This is a genomic window from Enterococcus sp. 3G1_DIV0629, from assembly GCF_002141285.1.
GTDB classification, from domain to species: domain Bacteria; phylum Bacillota; class Bacilli; order Lactobacillales; family Enterococcaceae; genus Enterococcus_B; species Enterococcus_B lactis.
Genome location: NZ_NGLI01000004.1, coordinates 173,374 through 189,068, shown reverse-complemented (window position 1 = coordinate 189,068; position 15,695 = coordinate 173,374). Strand labels below are relative to the sequence as shown.

The 15,695-nt window shown below is 31.4% G+C and carries 12 protein-coding genes and 5 pseudogenes; 5 read left to right on the top strand and 12 right to left on the bottom strand.

Going from position 1 to position 15,695, the window contains the following annotated elements; all coding sequences use genetic code 11:
• Positions 1 to 78: 78 nt before the first annotated feature.
• From A5816_RS15065 to A5816_RS15035, 7 genes and pseudogenes are all read right to left on the bottom strand, one after another.
• Positions 79 to 492 carry a hypothetical protein gene (locus A5816_RS15065; RefSeq protein WP_086311663.1) on the bottom strand — a complete coding sequence of 138 codons (414 nt, stop codon included), beginning with the start codon at positions 490 to 492 and terminating at the stop codon, positions 79 to 81.
• 12 nt (positions 493 to 504) lie between these two features.
• On the bottom strand, positions 505 to 804 hold the full coding sequence (locus tag A5816_RS15060) for a PadR family transcriptional regulator (protein ID WP_086311662.1): 300 nt from the start codon (positions 802 to 804) through the stop codon (positions 505 to 507).
• Positions 805 to 1,166: 362 nt separating this feature from the next.
• Positions 1,167 to 1,580 carry a hypothetical protein gene (locus A5816_RS15055; protein WP_086311663.1) on the bottom strand — a complete coding sequence of 138 codons (414 nt, stop codon included), beginning with the start codon at positions 1,578 to 1,580 and terminating at the stop codon, positions 1,167 to 1,169.
• Positions 1,581 to 1,592: 12 nt separating this feature from the next.
• Positions 1,593 to 1,892, bottom strand: coding sequence for a PadR family transcriptional regulator (locus A5816_RS15050; protein ID WP_086311662.1), 300 nt, complete (start codon positions 1,890 to 1,892; stop codon positions 1,593 to 1,595).
• A gap of 301 nt (positions 1,893 to 2,193) precedes the next feature.
• Positions 2,194 to 3,086, bottom strand: a pseudogene (locus A5816_RS15045) (RNA-guided endonuclease TnpB family protein).
• A 16-nt stretch (positions 3,087 to 3,102) separates the two neighbouring features.
• A pseudogene (locus A5816_RS15040) lies at positions 3,103 to 3,336 on the bottom strand (transposase).
• 278 nt (positions 3,337 to 3,614) lie between these two features.
• The gene (locus A5816_RS15035; protein ID WP_086311661.1) at positions 3,615 to 4,577 is read right to left on the bottom strand and encodes an AraC family transcriptional regulator; all 963 of its coding nucleotides are present in this window, start codon (positions 4,575 to 4,577) and stop codon (positions 3,615 to 3,617) included.
• 140 nt (positions 4,578 to 4,717) lie between these two features.
• Here A5816_RS15035 and A5816_RS15030 point away from each other — a divergent pair, with 140 nt between their 5' ends.
• On the top strand, positions 4,718 to 5,740 hold the full coding sequence (locus tag A5816_RS15030) for a DMT family transporter (protein WP_086311660.1): 1,023 nt from the start codon (positions 4,718 to 4,720) through the stop codon (positions 5,738 to 5,740).
• Between the two features lie 25 nt (positions 5,741 to 5,765).
• Entirely contained in the window at positions 5,766 to 6,578 is an 813-nt protein-coding gene (proC, locus tag A5816_RS15025; protein WP_179189736.1) for a pyrroline-5-carboxylate reductase, read from the top strand.
• A 569-nt stretch (positions 6,579 to 7,147) separates the two neighbouring features.
• Here proC and A5816_RS15020 read toward each other — a convergent pair.
• From A5816_RS15020 to A5816_RS15010, 3 genes and pseudogenes are all read right to left on the bottom strand, one after another.
• Positions 7,148 to 7,777 (bottom strand): annotated as a pseudogene (locus A5816_RS15020) (family 1 glycosylhydrolase); the annotation flags it as partial.
• A 516-nt stretch (positions 7,778 to 8,293) separates the two neighbouring features.
• Entirely contained in the window at positions 8,294 to 8,842 is a 549-nt protein-coding gene (locus A5816_RS15015) for a hypothetical protein (RefSeq protein WP_086311658.1), read from the bottom strand.
• Entirely contained in the window at positions 8,843 to 9,700 is an 858-nt protein-coding gene (locus tag A5816_RS15010) for a ParA family protein (protein WP_086311657.1), read from the bottom strand.
• Between the two features lie 1,069 nt (positions 9,701 to 10,769).
• Between A5816_RS15010 and A5816_RS15005 the strand changes: the two are divergent.
• Positions 10,770 to 11,325: pseudogene (locus A5816_RS15005) on the top strand (recombinase family protein).
• A gap of 19 nt (positions 11,326 to 11,344) precedes the next feature.
• Here A5816_RS15005 and A5816_RS15000 read toward each other — a convergent pair.
• The gene (locus tag A5816_RS15000) at positions 11,345 to 11,695 is read right to left on the bottom strand and encodes a type II toxin-antitoxin system PemK/MazF family toxin (protein WP_086311656.1); all 351 of its coding nucleotides are present in this window, start codon (positions 11,693 to 11,695) and stop codon (positions 11,345 to 11,347) included.
• Positions 11,689 to 11,952: a PbsX family transcriptional regulator gene (locus A5816_RS14995; protein ID WP_086311655.1), complete on the bottom strand. Its 264-nt coding sequence runs from the start codon at positions 11,950 to 11,952 to the stop codon at positions 11,689 to 11,691. Before A5816_RS14995 ends, A5816_RS15000 begins: the two co-directional genes overlap by 7 nt.
• 621 nt (positions 11,953 to 12,573) lie before the next feature.
• Between A5816_RS14995 and A5816_RS14990 the strand changes: the two genes are divergently transcribed.
• Both A5816_RS14990 and A5816_RS16610 read left to right on the top strand, forming a co-directional pair.
• A complete protein-coding gene (locus A5816_RS14990) occupies positions 12,574 to 14,136 on the top strand; it encodes a zinc ribbon domain-containing protein (protein WP_086311654.1) in 1,563 nt (520 codons plus the stop codon).
• Positions 14,137 to 14,424: 288 nt separating this feature from the next.
• Positions 14,425 to 15,591: pseudogene (locus A5816_RS16610) on the top strand (ISL3 family transposase).
• Positions 15,592 to 15,695 lie beyond the last annotated feature (104 nt).

Sequence of the window (15,695 nt, the reverse complement as noted above, 5' to 3'; positions counted from 1 at the left end):
AATCTCCAATCTTGTTCTTTATATAGTGTTTATTAAACAGTATTCTATGAATATTATAATGCCAAAAAAAAGAATTGGCTATACCCAATTCTTTTTTCGAAAAAACTTCAAGCCTGTATATCCAACTCCAAACATAGTTAGACTAACAAAAAATTGGAACCAATAACCTACTTCCACATGTAATCTAAAAGTAAATGTTACTAACCAGACAGCTGGAGCTGAAAGTAATATGAAAAAAAATAATATTGAAATCCATATAACTATTTGTTTAAAAAGGGAGATAAAAAAGATATTTTTTGTATCAAGATCACTTTCTTCTAGATAACTATTCACAAAATCTATTGGGTTTCCCAAATGATTTTCAATTTCCCCAGTACTATTATTATCAAGGAACTCGTCTAAGTCCATTAGAATCTCTTTTCTAGTTATCTTATTAACCTTCCTTTTATTAAAATGTTTTATCACATTGTTGCGATACTCTAAATTGTTCATATTATATGCCTCCTATTTAAATTTCTTAATAGCTTCATCTATATTATTCCACTCAGATAGTAACATTTCTAAATATTGCAGTCCCTTTTCATTTAATCTATAAAATTTTTTTTCTCTTTTGTTCTCAACTTTTTGGTAAATCTCTAGATACCCCATTTTAGCTAATCTCCTTAATACTGGATAAACGGCACCTTCTGTAATATTTAAATTTTCTGCAGATATTTTTGTCAATTCATATCCATAATTATCTTTTTTCTTAAGTAATAAAAGCAAAAAGAGGTCAATTACTCCTTTATTCAATTGATTATTCACGTTTATCCCCCGGCCTTTTTAGTGTATTAATAATTGTATATATTTAGAATATTCTTCAACATTTCTATACCTGTCTCTTATACACATCTGACAATATGATAAATCTTTTCTTTTGAATTTTTCCTATTAAATAGAAAAACTAAAAAAATTATTTTGAAATTAGTATTTCATTTCTCTTTCGTTTCACTATAATGATACTGTCTCTTATACACATCTAGATGTGTATAAGAGACAGGGATTGGTTTCTTAAATCCAAATGTTAAATCTACAATCTTTATCATTTTAATCTCCAATCTTGTTCTTTATATAGTGTTTATTAAACAGTATTCTATGAATATTATAATGCCAAAAAAAAGAATTGGCTATACCCAATTCTTTTTTCGAAAAAACTTCAAGCCTGTATATCCAACTCCAAACATAGTTAGACTAACAAAAAATTGGAACCAATAACCTACTTCCACATGTAATCTAAAAGTAAATGTTACTAACCAGACAGCTGGAGCTGAAAGTAATATGAAAAAAAATAATATTGAAATCCATATAACTATTTGTTTAAAAAGGGAGATAAAAAAGATATTTTTTGTATCAAGATCACTTTCTTCTAGATAACTATTCACAAAATCTATTGGGTTTCCCAAATGATTTTCAATTTCCCCAGTACTATTATTATCAAGGAACTCGTCTAAGTCCATTAGAATCTCTTTTCTAGTTATCTTATTAACCTTCCTTTTATTAAAATGTTTTATCACATTGTTGCGATACTCTAAATTGTTCATATTATATGCCTCCTATTTAAATTTCTTAATAGCTTCATCTATATTATTCCACTCAGATAGTAACATTTCTAAATATTGCAGTCCCTTTTCATTTAATCTATAAAATTTTTTTTCTCTTTTGTTCTCAACTTTTTGGTAAATCTCTAGATACCCCATTTTAGCTAATCTCCTTAATACTGGATAAACGGCACCTTCTGTAATATTTAAATTTTCTGCAGATATTTTTGTCAATTCATATCCATAATTATCTTTTTTCTTAAGTAATAAAAGCAAAAAGAGGTCAATTACTCCTTTATTCAATTGATTATTCACGTTTATCCCCCGGCCTTTTTAGTGTATTAATAATTGTATATATTTAGAATATTCTTCAACATTTCTATACTACTTAACTCAAATTATTTAATTATTCAACAATCAGTATAGAAAACTTTTCTGTCATTATATTCTAATTTTATATTAGGTGAACTACTCATAGCCAAACCTATCGGTTTTTAACGCTTGAAATAGGAGCTTCTTGGGAAGAGAACATACTTGATAGCTTATTTCTTTACTAATAACGTTGTCTCTTATATACCAAGCGACCCATAGCTCCTACGCTTATTGTTTATTTAATCTAAGTCAATCCCATAGAATATAGTCTTAGACCTTCGACCAGAATAGTGATACTAGCGTTGATATCTCGATCATGATGGGTATGAAAAATAGGACAAGTACACTCTCGAATTTCGAGCGGTTTCTTGTCGTCTTTATGCCCTCATTTCGAACAGATTTGACTAGATGGAAACCACTTATCCACTTTGATGATTTTCCGACTGTATCAGTCTGATTTGTATTGTAATTTAGTCACACAGCTAGACCAATAAACATTAGAAATGCTTTTTGCCAATTTATGATTACGCAACATACCTTTTTTGTTTAAGTCTTCTATACAGATAATATCGTGGTTTTTGATCATTTCTGTACTCAACTTATTCAAAAAATCAGTACGCTGGTTTATTACTTTCTCGTGCAATCTATCCACTTTTCGTTAATATTTCCCACTTGAATGACGTGAGATTGTAGCAGATTTGATCATTCCTTTGATTGTCTATGGAACTTAATTCTGAACAGAGACTTCAACTTAGGAATTTTTACGAATTGATTATCAATCAAAGCGATTGTCCCATTCTGATTGTTGGTTGTGTAACTTTGAAACGGATTTTTCTTGCTTTTGAATCGAGGAAATCCGGTGGATTTATCACAAAAGAAGTTCTTATACGCCTTACCTAGATTGAATTGTGCATTCGCTCAACCAAGACTATCCACTTATTTTAAGAATGGAAAAACTTGCTTATATTTTGCAGGCGTTGGAAAATTCATTTTTTAGAAGAATCTCTCCTAGTTTCTTCATAAGCTTTCATTCGGTCATCAAGCATTAGATTGTAGACCTTACGGACACAGCCAAAAGACTTACAAAGAAAATTTCGTTGGATAGATTCTAAATTTATAGGTTCTTAGTCGCTCCATAAGATCCGCCTACTTTCTATTTATGATTATTCCCTTGAATTTGAATATATTTTTTAATCACATCAATAGGTGCGCTACCAGTTGTCAAAAGGCAGAAAATTGTAGGCCAAAACATTCCTTTCTAAAGAAACTATTTTACTCTTGGAAAGTCAGATATTTCATCATCAATTACTTATCTACAATATTTAGTTACCAGTACATGATGATAGTAAAGTAGAAATACTGAATGATTATTCGTATCTAATTCCATATTATGTCAGCTCATCTCTTATATAGACTGATTATAACATGGAACAAAATAAAAATGCGATAAGCCTTATGTGGCGTTGTTCGAGTGATCAACGGTAACCCTCATAGCGAGCTACATTTGTCCCCCACTATAGATAATGGGCGGCTTCTACTTAAATTAGTTAAATTCTAAATGAAAGTAGATATACACGGCGATTTTTTATTTCAATCGTACTTATTCTAATAGTTTCTTAGTTTGTCACATTAATTACCCTTAACATACTATAAGAAATTTAGTAACTATTTATATTTATAATTGAAATTTTTTCTATAGTTTCCTGGTGTCATTTTGCAATATGTTTTAAATCGTTTAAAGAAAAAGGTTTTGTCCGAATAGCCTACTTCTTTGATAATTGTTTGAATTGAAAGGTTTGTCTGTTCTAAATATCTTTTTGCTTGTTCTAAACGGTAATAAGTTAACCAATCAGAATAACTTCTTCCAGTTTGTTTTTTGATCATTGCAGATAAATAATTCGGGTGGAAATGAAACTGATGTGCCACATTTGTCAAAGTTGCTATACGCACATTATTTGAGATATATCCTAAAATCTCTTTAATCAGCACACCAGCTGATATATTTGAATCTTGTAACAATAAACATTTTTCAGACATTTGGCTAATTTCGACAATCAACAAAATAAAAGCAGATTTGGTCACTTTATTATTAAAATATCGCATTTTTACTACTTGTTTGAGTAAAAGTAATACATAAAAATGAACATCATCCCATTCATTAAATTGATAAACACAGTAATGACTAAAGATCTCCGTGTCTTCTGTGATACTTTCAACAAAAAAACGATAAAGCATTGGCTCTTCAATCATCTGGTTTAACAAGCTATCTGAAAAATATTCAGGTTTAAAATAGAAACTAACGACCATCGTATCTTTAGTATTTTCTTTATAATCAACCTCAGTCCATTTATTAGCTAAAATTAAGCAACCTTTCTCATAGGTCATTTTTTTACCATCTAAATAAATATTAATGCTACCACTCAATACATAGAGTATACGTATGTAGGGTGCGGGATATGTTAGAACTTCTGAAATATTTTGACATACAAGCGCCGCAATATGTCGATTGGGATTCTGTTGAAATGCTGCGATTTCTTCAATCATTCCTTCTTCGCTTTTAGTATAGCAATCCAATGTTTCTAGATAATTAAAAAAATGTGAAAATTGATTTTCTGTAAACTGATACATTATTTTTCCACCTATATCTTAAAATAAACTACTTTTATCATTATATGTCTCCTATATCTTTTTTGCAAAGAGTCTTTATAATATCACTTAGGAACCGATTGTGAAAAAATGAACTAATTATAAAATGGAGGAAATGGTTTATGAAAAACACAATAAAAAAAGCTATGCCAAGTACTAAAGCAATTACTCTTGCAGCCATTGTAGCAAATATCATATGGGGAACCCCCTTTAAACTGATTAAAGTTATGAATGATGAAATGGGTATATCAAAAGAAGCTTTTGGAAATGACTATTCAGGGCAAGTTCTTACCACTATAAGTATTCGATTTTTTATTGCCGGTATAATGACACTACTTTTCGCTACGTTTATTCGTCAAAATATATTTAAAGTGAATAAAGTACAGTGGAAAGAAGTATTTATAATGGGATTACTTTCAACTACAGCTGCTTATTTCTTTTTCAACATTGGTAACGTCAATATAAGTTCAACAATCAATTCGACGATTTTAGCGCAATCAACGATTTTTTTTGCCGCTATTTTTGCTCACTTTGCTTACAAAAATGATAAACTTTCTTTTGCTAAAGTGCTCGGATTGATTATTGGCTTTGTTGGATTAATTATCTCTCAACTAACAGGTGTAACTAATCTTAATGATATGTTTACTTTTTCTATGACAGGAGAAGGTTTCATGCTGATCTATGGATTACTTGCCGCACTTGCAACTATGTTAGCAAAAAAAATAGGATCAACTTTGAATTCGTTTGTTATGACTGGCTGGAATTTAATTATTGGTTCAATTTTCCTTTATCTCATTGGTTTTTGTATGGGCGGACGTTTAATGACGATCAACTGGACTGCAACTGGTATTATCTTACTTATCATCTTAGCAGCAGCTTCTGCTATCCCTTTTAGTTTATGGTATTGGGCAGCTCAATATGGCAATCTTAGTGAAATTACTGTATATAAGTTTATTATGCCAATTTCTGGAAGTATTCTCGCTGTTTTTTTAGGTGAAAAATTTACGATTTCATTAGCTACTGGCTTAGTATTAGTCTGTCTTTCAATCGTTTTGATCAATCGTCCACCAAAATATTTACAAGCAAAATCAACTAAAGAATATAAAGCTGTAGATCAAGTGGAAACGGATCTTCAGCAACCTTAAATTCTAATTAATGGAGGAAATAACTATGAAAATTGGATTTATTGGAACAGGGAATATGGCATCAGCCATAATTAAAGGAATTATTAAAAAACAATTTATAAACGCAAGTGATATATACTTATTTGATGTCATGACTGAAAAAGTGACACAATTCGCAAAGGAAATTGGAGCAAATGTTTGTAGCTCTAACAAGGAATTAGTTGCAACTGTGGATGCACTCGTTCTAGCCGTCAAACCGATCATTATAGAAAAAGTATTAACTGAAACAAAAGATGATATTTTAATAAACAAACCATTGATCATTTCAATTGCTGCGGGTACTCCTATTGAAAAACTACAAGAGTTTTTAAAAACTGAAGAAAAAATTCCCATTGTCCGAGTAATGCCTAATGTAAATGCGATGATTGGTGAAGGTGCAGCTGCTGTTTGCGGTAATTCATGCACCTCAGAAGAGCAACTTGCTTACGTAGTAAGAATGTTTGAAGCTATCGGTCGAGCATGGCGATTAGAGGAAAAAGATTTTTCAAACTTTACTGCATTAGCCGGAAGTTCACCCGCGTATGCTTATCTTTTTATTGATAGTATTGCTCGTGCTGGAGTAAAAAATGGATTACCAAAAGAGCTTTCAAATCAAATCGTAGCACAAGCTATTCTAGGTAGCGCAAAGATGATTCTGGAAAGCAATGAAAATTCGTGGACATTAATTGATCGTGTATGTTCCCCTGGAGGTACTACTGTAGCTGGTTTGATTGCCTTAGAAAATGAATCTTTTATATCTACTGTGATCAAAGGGATCGATGCAACGATTGAAAAAGATATAGAACTCAATCAAAAATAAACGATTAACTACTTATTCACAAAATACGCTGAACCGTAAAATGAACTAAATAACAACACGTAAACTATTTTAACTGGTTTACGTGTTGTTAAATACTTTAGCTCATATTTTTGAATTAAGCTTATTTTAAACTAATCTATTGATTGTACAGATAAAATTCAAGATTGTTAATCTACATTATACTGTATGCTCATCTACATAATTAGTCCCCCATACTCTATAGGTGAGGGACTAATGTAGCTCGCTATGATGGTTACCCTTGGTCACTCGAACACCGCCACATAAGGCTTATTTTGTTTCATGTTATAATCCGATCTATATAAGAAATGAGCTAATCTAATATGCATTTAGAGAAAATAGTCATTCAATATGTTCTCTGCCCAAGAAGCTCCCACTTCAAGCGTTAAAAACCGATACTACGTAGGGAGTAGTTCCCTACATACAAGAAGTACTTTTTTTGACATAGATTGGAAAAATTCGCCCTTCTTCCATTGTTATGAGCTGAATGTCTCAATCAGTTAAAAAGAACTCGCTAACGCTTGTTGTACGCAAGCGCTGGCGAGTCCTTTTTATAGTCCATTTTGAGCAATCACTTTTTTATACCAATAAAAACTGTCCTTTTTCTTTCTACATAAAGTACCAGTTCCATCGTCATATTTATCAACAAAAATCACCCCATAGCGTTTTTTCATTTCACCAGTAGAGGCACTTACAATATCAACGGCACTCCAAATCGTGTAGCCAATCAAGTTTACCCCGTCATCGATGGATTTTTCCATTTCAATGATATGTTTTTTTAAATAATCGATACGATAATCATCATGGATTTTTCCATCTTTAGCAACTGTTTCTGAAACACCGATGCCATTTTCTACAATCATCAAAGGTAGTTGGTATCGGTCATAAATGTCATTCAAAGCAATTCTTAAGCTCACTGGATCAATCATAGCATTCCATTCTGTTTGCTCTAGGTATGGATTATTCACTCCAGAACCTCCAATCATGCTATGACCATTTTTAGTGACTTCATCATCTGCAGAAACACAAAGTGTTAAGTAATAACTGAAAGTATAGTAATCCACTGTTCCTTTTGCCAATATTGCTTGATCTTCTGGTGAGAAATCAATTGAAAATCCATTATCAGCAAAATATTTGTTTGCATAGTATGGATATTTTCCTGTTACTTGCATGTCCCCGCAAATCATCTTGAATAACTATCTTACAACTTTGTCCATATTTACGTAGATCGTAATTTAATATTTCGATGAATTTAGTAATCTTAAACTTAGACTGGCCGGTTAATTCAACTAATTCTTGAATTGTAACATAATCATCAACTTCTAAATCTTGAAATCGCAATATAAATAATTGGTAGCGTTGGTCTTCATCAAGAAGCTGAAAAATATCCAAATAAATTCTCCTTCACCTCAAATATTTTATTCACTAGATAATTTCATATAATGATTTTTTCCTGTTTTTAAAATTACTATCAGCTTGGCATTACCTATTAATAATTTATAAATTTAAGGAGATAACCTAGCCTTACCTATATCATTATAGTGAAACGAAAGAGAAATGAAATACTAATTTCAAAATAATTTTTTTAGTTTTTCTATTTAATAGGAAAAATTCAAAAGAAAAGATTTATCATATTGTCCTAAAAACTGAAAAAATGAATATAAAATACTACCTAAAAAAGGTAGTACTTTTGAAATTTATCTAATTTTATTATTCATTCCCCATCCTTTTCGAATGGATTCTTCCGTATCTTTTTTGATTTGAGCTGTTGTTCTTATTATTTCTCCATGATCGTCTAGTTCTGGAACAATAGGATACTTTTCTCGAAACAAATCTAATTCTTTCACAACATCATTAAATAAGTCCTGCTTATCTTCTTGTGTAAGATTTTGCTTGATATATTCATCCAATGCTTTCCTCAACAATTCATCTCTTGTCATATTTGTTTCATACTTCTCTACTAAAACTCGGGATGTAGCATTTAACAAAGTCGACAGTTTTAAAGGATGCTTAGTAGAATAAACCTTATCAAATTTTCTGATTGGTGCACCAACTTTTTTTGTTCTTCTTCTACTCTGCCTTTCAGCATTGGATGAATTTTTTATTTCTTGTAGTTGATGTGCTTCCATTTGCTTATTTTCGGTTGGAGTAGTTATTTGCTGCTTTTTCTTTGCTTCTGCTTCTTTTTTTATTTTGGCAAGCCCTTTGTTGTTCCCAAAAATATCCAATCCTTTGATGTCAGCCAATTACTCCACCTCCACATACCAATTCTCGTGTTCTTCCAATTCTTTCAAAATACTGATAAATAATTCGTGGCTTTTACGATCCCATTGTTTTAAGAGTCCTTTTTTTGTCTTCTCCATCGTAATACCTGAACCGTCATACCGTTTTAAACGCGCATTTTTGAGTACAACATTTTTAATTAAATGTTCCCCATAAATCTCTTTAGCTTGTTTATACATTTCCTGGTCTACTGCATCGCCACTTTCTAACATAAATGGAATCACACCAGCAACATATAGATTTGTATCAAACTCTTTTACAAAAAAGTCCATATACTCCAGGTATTGCATCGCATTTCTCATCGATTTTACTTGAGTTTGCAGGACAACGATTGCCCAGTCTGCAATGTACATTGCGGATTTACTATATACAGAAATGGAAGGTGGGACATCTAGATAAATGACATCAAACTCATCAAATAATGGCTCTAGCTTTTCTTTCATGTATTTAAATTGGGATAATGAATCATTATATTGTTCTTTGATCCAATCATCATACATTTCAAACGACATATCTGCCGGAAGTATATAAAGATTATCAATAACTTTATATACAGCGTCTTTAGATGGAAGATTGTTTATCAATACATCAGTTACGGTATTTTCGTAAACGATTGATTCACCATCTCCTCCGCCTTCCTCTTCAGTGAAATTCATATGTGTTAAGTTCATTACATCAGAGGTATTTCCTTGCATATCCAAATCAATGATTAATGTCCTTTTTCCTTCATTGACTGCTGATTCGAACCCTAACATCTGCGCGCACGTACTTTTACCCACGCCACCTTTAAAATTACCGATCACATATTTCTTCGCTACCACGTTCCTACCTCTTTTCTTTTACTAATATTATGTTTAATACTATTATAACATATATATGTTTAGTTACTACCATAAAAAAGAGAAATATGTACTACCTTATAATTAATAAGTGAAAGGTAGTACATAAATAAGAAAAAGACGAAATATATTGATTTATAGCTTTCCTCAAAGTAATGACGTTATTTAATCTATCTAGAATCCGAGAATACTTGCGACTTTAGTCATGTAGACGAATCAGATTTTTGATAAAAAAAATCCGTCCTTCTTAAGAACGACCACAAATCCCTAGATTATTTTTTTCAACTGTTCATATTCTTGATGGTTCAGATACAAAAAAAGTGGAGGTATCTGAGCTTAAAGGTACACCTCAAATATCTAATCTGGATGCTTTACTTTCACAAATAGATACTGTTGCACGTGACGATAATCACTCAAATTCATTTGTTAAATACACCATTACACGCCAAGAAAACTACTTTATTGGAACAAATGTCAATAGCTCTTGGTCTAGTTACACTAATGATAACTCAGATGAATTCTCTATAGTTTCAATATACAAAATAGACAGTCAAATGAGTGGTAGTACGTCTACCTCTTATAAAATTTATGGATACTCTAATTTAGTTCTTAATAACAATCAAGTAAATGTTTCTAGTCTAAAGAGTAAAGATCAATATTCTGATTACAATTCTTTTGATAGTGCACAAGAATGTCACTTTTCTTTTTAAATGGCATAAATTTTTAATTTTATTTGACACAAACTATAAATATTTAATCGCTAAGAAAATCGTTCAAAATAATTGGTGAATTTTCTTAGCTCTTATTTTAAAACAAAGTGTTCATAAAATCTGCTGATTTTAAAAGAAGTTAATAAGTAGCCTAGTCGCGTTTTTAGGATTGACGTACCAATATTCAAAATTGCATAACCTGTTTTATAATTGAATTGAATAGTTTCGCCATAAAAGTAATTGTATTTTTATCATTAGGTATTTAAAGAGAAAAGTGACATCTGGTTTTCTAGTGTATGATTAGTGTGTATTTTAAATAGTTGCAGAAAGTAGGTAAAAATTTGAGAGTTGCATACATACGTGTCTCATCAATCGATCAAAATGAACAACGCCAGATTGAAGAAATGAAAAAATTCGGTACAAAGAGAATTTTCATCGAGAAACAATCTGGCGCTACGATTACTCATCGACCTGTTTTCCAAGAAGCATTGGATTACGTCCGAGATCAAGATATTTTTTATTGTGGAAGCTATTAATCGACTTGGAAGAAATTATGACGGGATCATAGCTGAAGCAATTGGCAATCCTCTCATGGATAAATTCATAAAGAATCTGATCATTCAAATTTTGGCCATGATCGCTGAACAAGAACGGACTGAATCTAAACGTCGCCAGGCACAAGGAATTAAAATTGCAAAAGATAATGGTGTTTATAAAGGACGTCCTAAGCTATACAGTACTAACGCAAAAGATCCTCAACAGCGCCTTTTTTATAAAAACATCGTTGAGTATCTTAAAAATGGAGTTGCTATTTCAAAGGTTGCAAAAGAATACAATGTTACGAGACAAACCGTATATAGAATAAAAAAGACAGCATGGTCAATGACGAATAGTTGATCATGCTGCTGTTTCTATTTTATTTACTTACTTTTTGAAATACTGTTCTAACTTTCATCAATAACTCCTCAACCAAACTATCATGTGCTTTTTCCAAGAAAATACACTCTCTGGCTTCATAATCAATCGTCGTTAGTTGATCTAATAATACTTTTCCTGTTGTCTTCATTTCATATTTTGAATTAATATTTACATATAACGGATAGTTTCTAGTTGTACTAGAAATCGGAGCAACTGTAACAACGTTACTATAATCTGCAATAATATCATGACTTAAAACAATATAAGGTCTTTTCCCTGTTTGTTCGTGTCCAGATCGAGGTGCTGTATTCAATAATAGAATATCGCCTTGTCTAGGTTTTCTCACCATTTTTCATTACCTACTGCTTCACCTAAATTTTGAATCGTCACATGATTTCTTTCGTCAGTGTAATTTTCAAATAACTGTTCAATTGTTAATTCATTTTCTAAATTAGCCGCTTCGATGATTAGACGCTTTTGACCGTTTACTTCTTCTTGTATTATCTTCACTTTGTCTTCTGTGTGAATTCCAAGATATTCCATAATATACTTTGGCAATCTAAGACCATTACTATTTCCCCATTTTTTTATAGGTAACATTTCCATATTAGACACCTCTTTCTGTATATACATAGTATAACACATTCAAGAAAGAATGTATATACATAATTATCCTTTTTTGTTACATTAGATTAACATTCTATGAATTCTTGAACCAATAGAAACCTTACTTTTATAGAGAGTTCTTAAGTATCAAAAACTCTTAAGTTTCTGACCCCTTCAAAGAATTGTCCTAATAAGTATAAAACTAATTTTATGAACACTTCGTTTTAAAATAAAGAAGAAAATTGAAGAAAGGTAAACTATCGCTACTTAAAACCTTTAGGTTTAGCTAAGTGGTGATTAGTTCATTGTATAAACACAAAAAGGAAGAGCCATTAAAAGAGACACAACTAAGTTGTGTCTCTTTCGCTTAATAAGAAAAACAATGCAGTCTACTTAATAGAATCAGTTGTTTCTCTTATAAATAAAATCTGTGTTGAGATCATCATTACTAATGGTAAAAAACAATCACAACTATATCATATCAGGTATATTTAGTAATCTCAAAATTGGTGTTTATAAAACCACATAATAAATACTTAAGTTTATTTAAATATTGTTATAATTAAATCGCTTTATATTTACAATTCATCATTATTTTTAAATAAAATTGGGGGTTTTTTTATGAATACAAGCAATAAGAATAACTTAAAACTTTATTTACAAAAATATCATTTATCTATTAGTGATATTTTTGCAATAACAGGATCACTCATTGTTCTATCAGGCGTATATATTTTTAATTTTATAGATATAAATTTTCCACTTATAGGACATCAAACTTCTAGTTTAGCACACATTGTAAAATTCATTAAGCAGATGGCTAGTTGGGGATCAACGAATTCAATTTCTTCCGATGTAACAATAATACTTCGTTACTTGCAAATCTTTATTGTAGCGATAACAATTTTACCTATCGTCGTTATAATTTGTAGTTTCATTCACAATAAGATCGCAAAAATCACTGCCAGTATATCAGCATTCGTTGTAACAGTATTATACTGTTGGTTTAACTATTTCTTACAGTCTAATCTCTCTACTAATACAAATGAATTTGCAGATGCGTTTTTGGGAATAGCTGGTACTATTATTATACTAGGATTAATTATCATGTTTATTAGCTCTGTATATAGTCTCATTCATTACTTAAAGAGCAACAATCAAAATATCAATATAGATTTTTCAAAAATCACTAAAAGACATTGGAAAATTATAGGTGGAAGCACCGCAGCTATTATTATTTTATTTAGTATATTTTTGTTTATTAGTCAAATGCCTAAATCAATCATTGACGATGTATCAGTTAATTTCACTGGATATAATCACCAGGGAACAGCAACTCTATCAGGTGAGTATGAAGATAAAATAGACAGTATTCTTAGTAAAAATAAAGACATTGATCGATCTGATATTTCTATTGAACTAGATAAAGACTCTGATTTATCAAACGGAGACAAAGTAAAAGTTTCAATTTCTTCAGATAAAAAAAATAGTCCAGTAAAATCCCAAACAAAAACAGTCACTGTATCTGGATTAAAAAAATCAACTAGCTATACGATTGATAATGTTTTAAAAGATAATCCGATTCATTGGAATGGGTACGATCATTATGGTTCAGCAGAAATAGATAGTGATATCTTTGATACAGAAGATGAAACAACTGAACTATCAAATGGAGATAGTATCACTATAACTTTAAATTCGGATTATGTTGAACAAGAAACTACCAAAGGAAAAATTCTTGATGGTTCAAATACAAAAAAAGTGGAAGTATCTGGGCTTAAAGGTACACCTCAAATATCTAATCTGGATGCTTTACTTTCACAAATTGATACTGTTGCACGTGACGATAATCACTCAAATTCATTTGCTAAATACACCGTTACACGCCAAGAAAATTACTTTATTGGAACAAACATCAATAGTTCTTGGTCTAGTTACACTAATGATAACTCAGATGAATTCTCTATAGTTTCAATATACAAAATAGATAGCAAAACGGATTATACCACATCGACCTCTTATAAAATTTATGGATATTCTAATTTGTCTCTCAATAATAATCAAGTGAATGTTTCTAGTCTAAAGAGTGAAGATCAATATTCTGATTATAATTCTTTTGATAGCGCACAAGAAGCATTAGATAGCCTCAAATCAGAATATCCTAGCATTACCACCTTATCATAAATAAAAAGACCACAACCTACTTTTCTTGGCTCTATAATTTCTAGGACTGATAGAATTTTCTGTCGGTCCTAGATTTCTTTGTAAAAAACAAACAGACATACAAAAATTCCGATAGAATAGAGTCGTCTAAAACATCAATCTGAAAGGAAGTTTTTGTATGTCCATCTCTCATTCTATCAAAGAGCTCTTCACTATTAAAGATAAAAATATTGAAATTAATTCTTTTCAAGAAACTACTTATAAGAACAAGAAAGTAAGAACAAGAAAGCCATCATAATCGAAGGAAATTTGGTTCGAACCTTTAGACATTGTCCATTTTGTAAAGAATCTGCGAAGCAGATCGTCAAAAACGGCAAGAAGATTTCAATGGTTCTCTTAAATCGCAGTGGAAATAAGCAAACCTACTTGAGGCTAAGAAAGCAACGTTATCACTGCCTAGCATGCGGGAAATATTTTACTGATCATACGTATCTTGTCGCTCCTTCATGTTTTATTTCGAAACAAGTTCATTACACAATATTAGAAGAATTGACCGAGCGTCAAGCGTTAAAGACAATTGCAAAACGTTGTAATCTTTCAGTGACGACCGTTCAGCGGACATTATCTGCTCTATCGGCAACAATGCGGCAGAAACTGGACTATTTACCTCATTGTTTACTATTCGACGAGTTTCGCTCTCTTTCAACTTCCTATGGGAAGTTCTCCTTTTCTTGTATGGATGGAGAGACAGGGAAACTCTTTGACATCTTGCCCAGCCGGAGAAAAAAAGATTTGGTTGCTTATTTCATGCGTTTTACAAAAAAAGCTCGTATGGGGGTTCGCTACATTGTCACAGATATGAATGCCCCTTATTTTTCATTAGTCAAAGAGTGCTTTCCAAATGCACAAATTATCATTGATCGCTTCCATATTGTGCAACACTTGAACAAGTTTTTCGACCGTATTCGAAAACGCGTGATGAAGCAGCTGGATCAAAAAGACGCTTCACAAGCCAAGTACTATCGACAATTGAAATCTTTGCATAAATTACTTCTAAAATCAGAAGACGAGTTGGATTACACCACATTCAAGAAATGGTAGAATTTTCAATGGCGCTATTTAACAGAAAGTGAAATAGTTGACCGTCTACTTTCACTCTCTTTTGAACTTAAAACGGCTTATCAGTATTATCAAAAGCTGCTTAATGCTTATCACGAGAAACAACCAGCTATTTTTTTCCAGCTACTTCGAGAAATGCCCAAAGAAGTTCCCTTGGAACTCCACTACATCAAAAAAGCCTTTTTCAGATATGAAAAAGGGATTCAGCTAGCGTTTTCGAAAAAGTATTCTAAAGCAAAATTAGAGAATCTTCACACGCATATCAAAACGTCAAAACGAATTGCTTATGGATTTCGCAGTTTCACCAATATGCGCTTGCGGATTTTTCTAATCAACGGGTTAATCAGCTACACATAAAAAAACATCAAAGCTAGTGACTTTTACTAACTTTGATGTTTATAGATGACCTTATCAGTCTGATTTGACAAAGAACCCAAAAAAAGTGGGGCAATAATCAGATT

Excerpts from the sequence above, each read along its gene's own strand:
- A5816_RS15035 (WP_086311661.1), bottom strand. The coding sequence starts at position 4,577 with ATGTATCAGTTTACAGAAAATCAATTTTCACATTTTTTTAATTATCTA.
- A5816_RS14995 (WP_086311655.1), bottom strand. The coding sequence starts at position 11,952 with ATGGAAATGTTACCTATAAAAAAATGGGGAAATAGTAATGGTCTTAGA.
- A5816_RS14990 (WP_086311654.1), top strand. The coding sequence starts at position 12,574 with ATGAATACAAGCAATAAGAATAACTTAAAACTTTATTTACAAAAATAT.
- A5816_RS15055 (WP_086311663.1), bottom strand. The coding sequence starts at position 1,580 with ATGAACAATTTAGAGTATCGCAACAATGTGATAAAACATTTTAATAAA.
- A5816_RS15065 (WP_086311663.1), bottom strand. The coding sequence starts at position 492 with ATGAACAATTTAGAGTATCGCAACAATGTGATAAAACATTTTAATAAA.
- A5816_RS15030 (WP_086311660.1), top strand. The coding sequence starts at position 4,718 with ATGAAAAACACAATAAAAAAAGCTATGCCAAGTACTAAAGCAATTACT.
- A5816_RS15000 (WP_086311656.1), bottom strand. The coding sequence starts at position 11,695 with ATGGTGAGAAAACCTAGACAAGGCGATATTCTATTATTGAATACAGCA.
- proC (WP_179189736.1), top strand. The coding sequence starts at position 5,766 with ATGAAAATTGGATTTATTGGAACAGGGAATATGGCATCAGCCATAATT.